Consider the following 4,372-nt stretch of genomic DNA (forward strand, 5'->3'; position numbering starts at 1 on the left):
GGCTGGTGTTCTTCCTGGCCTACGCCTGGCGTCGCACCCGCCGCCACGACCGCGAACCGGTGTCGGTGGCCTAGGGACGTCCGCGGCCTATGCGCGAAACTGAAGGGATGCCGACCGACGACGGCCGCCCCGGGCCACCAACCCACGCGGCGTCAAACTGGCTTTGGGCCCCCTAAGGGGGGCGGTGGGGCAATCCGGCTAATCGGCCTACACCCCACCACACCCCCCGCCCCCCGGGGCGCGCGGCGCTGGACGAGATCCTGCGCCGCCTGCAGTCCATGTGAAAGCTCCGAGACGAGTGCGAGACGAATGAGTTCAAGTATGACGACGCCGATGGACGTGACCATCAAGCGCACCGAGGCGGTGTTGCGGGAGATCGCGCGCGTCGTGGTGGGCAAACGCGATGAGCTGCAACTGATCATGATCGCGGTGCTCGCCGGCGGCCACATCCTGATCGAGGACCTACCGGGCCTGGGCAAGACGCTCATCGCCCGATCTTTCGCGGCCGCACTGGGTTTGCAATTCACCCGCGTGCAGTTCACTCCGGATCTATTGCCCGCCGACCTGATCGGCTCCACGATCTACGATATGAATTCCGGCCGTTTCAATTTCCGCCGCGGTCCGGTGTTCACGAATATGCTGCTGGCCGACGAGATCAACCGCACCCCGCCCAAGACCCAGGCGGCGCTGCTCGAGGCGATGGCCGAGGGACAGGTCAGCATCGACGGCGAAACCTTCCCACTGCCACAGCCTTTCATCGTGATGGCCACCGACAACCCGATCGAGTACGAGGGCACCTACCCCCTGCCCGAGGCGCAGCTGGACCGCTTCGCCATGCAGCTGCGACTGGGCTACCTGTCCGAGCAGGACGAGACTCAGATGATCCGCCGCCGTCTCGAACGTGGTTCGGTGCCTCCGCAGGTCGGCCAGGTGGTAGACGCGCAGGGCCTGCTGGAGATGCGGCAGGCGGTCGAATTCGTCACCGTGCACCCGGATGTCGTCACCTACGTGGTGGCGCTGGCGGCCGCCACCCGCAACCATCCGCAGGTGGAGGTCGGCGCGAGCCCGCGCGCCGAACTGGATCTGGTGCAGATGGCGCGCGCCCGAGCCCTGCTGATGTCGCGCGACTACGTGGTCCCCGAAGATGTGAAGGCCCTGGCGATTCCGGCCATGTCGCACCGCATCACGCTGCGCCCGGAGATGTGGGTGCGGCGCATCCGCGGCGAGGACGTGATCGCCGAACTGCTGCGCCGCCTTCCGGTTCCCCGCGCAACGGTCACATGAGGCACCGGGATACCAGCTCGGCCGCCGACGCCGAACTACGCTGGCGGCCCGCGCCGCTGGTCTTCATGCTGGCCGCCGCGGCGGCCCCGGCGCTGGCCGTCGCGGTCATGCTCGGGCGGTGGCAGCTGATCGTGTTCGCCGCCCCGATGCTCGGCGTGCTCGCGACCGCGCCGTGGCAGGTGGCGCGCACCAGAATTCAGGTCGACGGCTCGGGTGTGTTGCGCTGCTTCGAATCCGAGGAGGTGGTGATGAATGTCGCCGCCTTCGTGGACGACGGTCACGCCCTACTGCGCTGCCGTCCGAACGAGACCCACGGCCTCGAGGTGCGGGTGGAACAGGCCGTCGACTCCGGCCCGGCCCCGGCGGGCCTGCGGCTGGCGCTGTCGACCGCGCGCTGGGGCCGCTATCCGGTGTCGGTGCGGGTCACCGCGCTGAGCCCGGCGGGCCTGGCGGTAGCGTCGGTGACCCTGCCGGCCGGTGACGTGCACGTGTATCCGATCGCCGACCCGCAGCGAATGAAGTTGCCGCGCACCGACTATCCCGAACGCATCGGCACCCACCTGACCCGGCGGCACGGGCCGGGCGTGGAATACGCCGACATCCGCGCCTACGCGCCGGGCGATCAGCTGCGCACGGTGAACTGGCCGGTCAGCGCGCGCCGCGGCCGCCTGTACGTCACCGAGCGGCTCACCAACCGGGCCGCGGATGTCGTTGTGCTGGTGGACACTTCGCAGCAGGCGCCGGGTCCCGCGGCGGATTCGCTGGAACTGTCGGTGCGCGGCGCGGCGCAGGTCGCGCAGTCGGCGTTGCAGGCCGGTGACCGGACGGCGGTGGTGTGCCTGGGGAATGTGCCGCGCTGGCTGCGGCCCGACATCGGCCGCCGCCAGTTCTATCGCATCGTCGACACCGTCCTCGAGGTCGGCGACGAACACATTCCCACCCAGGGCACGCTGGCCCCGCACGCCGCGGTGCCGCTCGGCGCGATCGTGGTGGCGTTCTCGACGCTGCTGGACACCCAGTTCGCGCTGGCCCTGATCGATCTGCGCAAGCGCGGGCACGTCGTGGTGGTGGTGGACGTGCTGCGCGGCGCGCCCTTCTACGAGGACCTCGATCCCACGCTGGCGCGCATGTGGCAGCTGGAACGGACGTCGATGTATCGCGACATGGGCACCGTCGGGGTGGACATCGTGGCCTGGCCGGAGGACACCCGGCTCGATCAGGTGATGCGGTTGCTGCCCGAGCACCGCCGGTTGGTGCGGGTGCGGCGATGACCAGATTTCTCGCGGTGCTGTCCGGACTGCTGCTGACCGCGGCCGTGGCGATCGTGCTGCCGTGGGCGGCGCTCGGCGCGGGCGCGCTGGTGGTGTTGGGCTGGCGGTTCCGGGTGTGCGCGGTCGGGGCCGCACTGGTGGCGCTGGGCGCGCTGGCCTGGGACGACACCGGCGCGCTGGCCGCCGCGGCGACGGGCCTGGTGGCGACCACCTACCTGCTCAACACCGCCACGGTGCACGCGCCAAGCGGCGTGGTGCCGACCACGCTGCCGTCGGTCACCGGCGCGCTGCTGTTCGCCGCCGCCGCGGTCGCCGCCACCTTGGTTCCGGTGCGGCTGGCCTGGGTTCCGCTGGCCGCGCCGGTGCTGGTGATCCTGCTGTACGCGCTGGTCATCCAGGGCCTGACGATCGGGCGGAGTGAGGAGGGGAGCGAACCGGCGGCGGTCCGGGACGGGGCGTGAGCGCCCGGCGTGCACTCGGGGCGGTCCCGCGCCTCATCCAGTCGCCTTGCCATCGCGCCCGTGGGCGACACACTGACGCTGTGTGCCTGGCCACAGCGGACCTTCCGTGACTGCGGCTAAGTACTACGACTTGTAGTGTTGGATCTATGTGGGTTATTCCGATCATTGCCGTTGTCTGTTCCGTCGCCATCGCCATTCTGTTCGCGACGGGTTTCCCGGACGCCGACTGATCATGCCCTGATTCGGGCATGGTGTCCGCCGCCCCGGCGGGATCGATCTCGGTGGCCGCATCGCGCGGCCGCGGACCGTCCCACCGGGGCGCCGGAGTTCCCACAAGTCAGTCCGTGAAGGTGAGCTTCACGTCGCCGAGCACCGGGGCGTTCTCGCGCTCCACCACGGTCGCGGCGATGGTCAACTCGTTGTTGTCCAACCAGATCCGGGAGCGGATCGTCTCCCCGGGGTACAGCACACCCGCGAACCGTCCCCGAAATCCCGTGACCCGCGCGGCATCCGAGTTCAGCACGGTATCGGTGGCCGTCTTGCACACCAGGCCGTAAGTGCACAGGCCGTGCAGGATCGGGTTGGGAAACCCTGCGGCGCGGGCGAATTCGGGATCCGAATGCAGCGGGTTGCGGTCACCGCACAGGCGATAGAGCAGCGCCTGTTGCGGCAATGTCGGCGTAGTGACGTCGAAATCCGGTGCGCGGTCCGGCAATTCGGACTTGGTACTGGGCCCGCGCTCGCCGCCGAATCCGCCCTCGCCCTTGGCGAAGATGGATGAGCGGGCCGTCCACAGCGGATCGCCGTCCGAGCCGGTGACCGTGGTCTCCTGCACGATCACCGCGGCCGCGCCCTTGTCCCAGACCTCGCTGATCCGGCCCGTGCTGGTGGCCTTGCCCGCGGCCGGAATCGGGCGGTGCGTGACGATCTCCTGGCTGGCGTGCACCACCTTGGCCAGGTCGATCTCCACGCCCGGGAAGCTGACCTTGGGCGGATCGGTCATCCGCAGCGTGTGCGCGACGGTCGCGAACGTCGGCAGCACCTGCGGCTCGCGATCGTCGAGATAGCGCAGTTCGCCCGGGTCCGTCCAGCGGGCGCCCGCACCCAGGCCCAGGTGGTAGAGCTGCACGTCCGACGGCGTCCACGCGAACTCCTGCGTCGGAAGTGCCGCGCCCAGTGCGACTTTCGGATCAATCGGCATTGTTCTCCTCGAGGCCTCCCCGGGGCCCCCGGGGGGGGGGGGGGGGGGGCCCCGCCAAACCCCCCCCGCCCCCCCCGGGGGCCGGAGGGCCCGTGGGGGGGGGGGGGGGGTGAGGGCGGGCGCAGATAACGATGGGTGAGGGCGGCCCCGCGGGG

4 protein-coding genes are annotated in these 4,372 nt (G+C 70.3%); 3 read left to right on the top strand and 1 reads right to left on the bottom strand.

All coding sequences use genetic code 11. From position 1 onward, the window contains the following. The first annotated feature begins 321 nt into the window (after positions 1-321). From QH470_RS30920 to QH470_RS30930, 3 genes are read left to right on the top strand one after another with little or no spacing between them, the layout of a single operon-like run. Entirely contained in the window at positions 322-1,284 is a 963-nt protein-coding gene (locus QH470_RS30920) for an AAA family ATPase (RefSeq protein ID WP_280275906.1), read from the top strand. After that, positions 1,281-2,555 carry a DUF58 domain-containing protein gene (locus QH470_RS30925; RefSeq protein WP_280275907.1) on the top strand — a complete coding sequence of 425 codons (1,275 nt, stop codon included), beginning with the start codon at positions 1,281-1,283 and terminating at the stop codon, positions 2,553-2,555. Before QH470_RS30920 ends, QH470_RS30925 begins: the two co-directional genes overlap by 4 nt. After that, positions 2,552-3,016 (top strand): hypothetical protein, encoded by a 465-nt coding sequence (locus tag QH470_RS30930; protein ID WP_280275908.1) that lies wholly within the window; start codon positions 2,552-2,554, stop codon positions 3,014-3,016. Before QH470_RS30925 ends, QH470_RS30930 begins: the two co-directional genes overlap by 4 nt. A gap of 337 nt (positions 3,017-3,353) precedes the next feature. Here QH470_RS30930 and QH470_RS30935 read toward each other — a convergent pair whose 3' ends face one another. Next, a complete protein-coding gene (locus QH470_RS30935; RefSeq protein WP_280275909.1) occupies positions 3,354-4,217 on the bottom strand; it encodes a MaoC/PaaZ C-terminal domain-containing protein in 864 nt (287 codons plus the stop codon). Positions 4,218-4,372 lie beyond the last annotated feature (155 nt).

Source organism: Nocardia wallacei (assembly GCF_029868745.1).
In the GTDB taxonomy this organism is placed as follows: Bacteria; Actinomycetota; Actinomycetes; order Mycobacteriales; family Mycobacteriaceae; genus Nocardia; species Nocardia wallacei_B.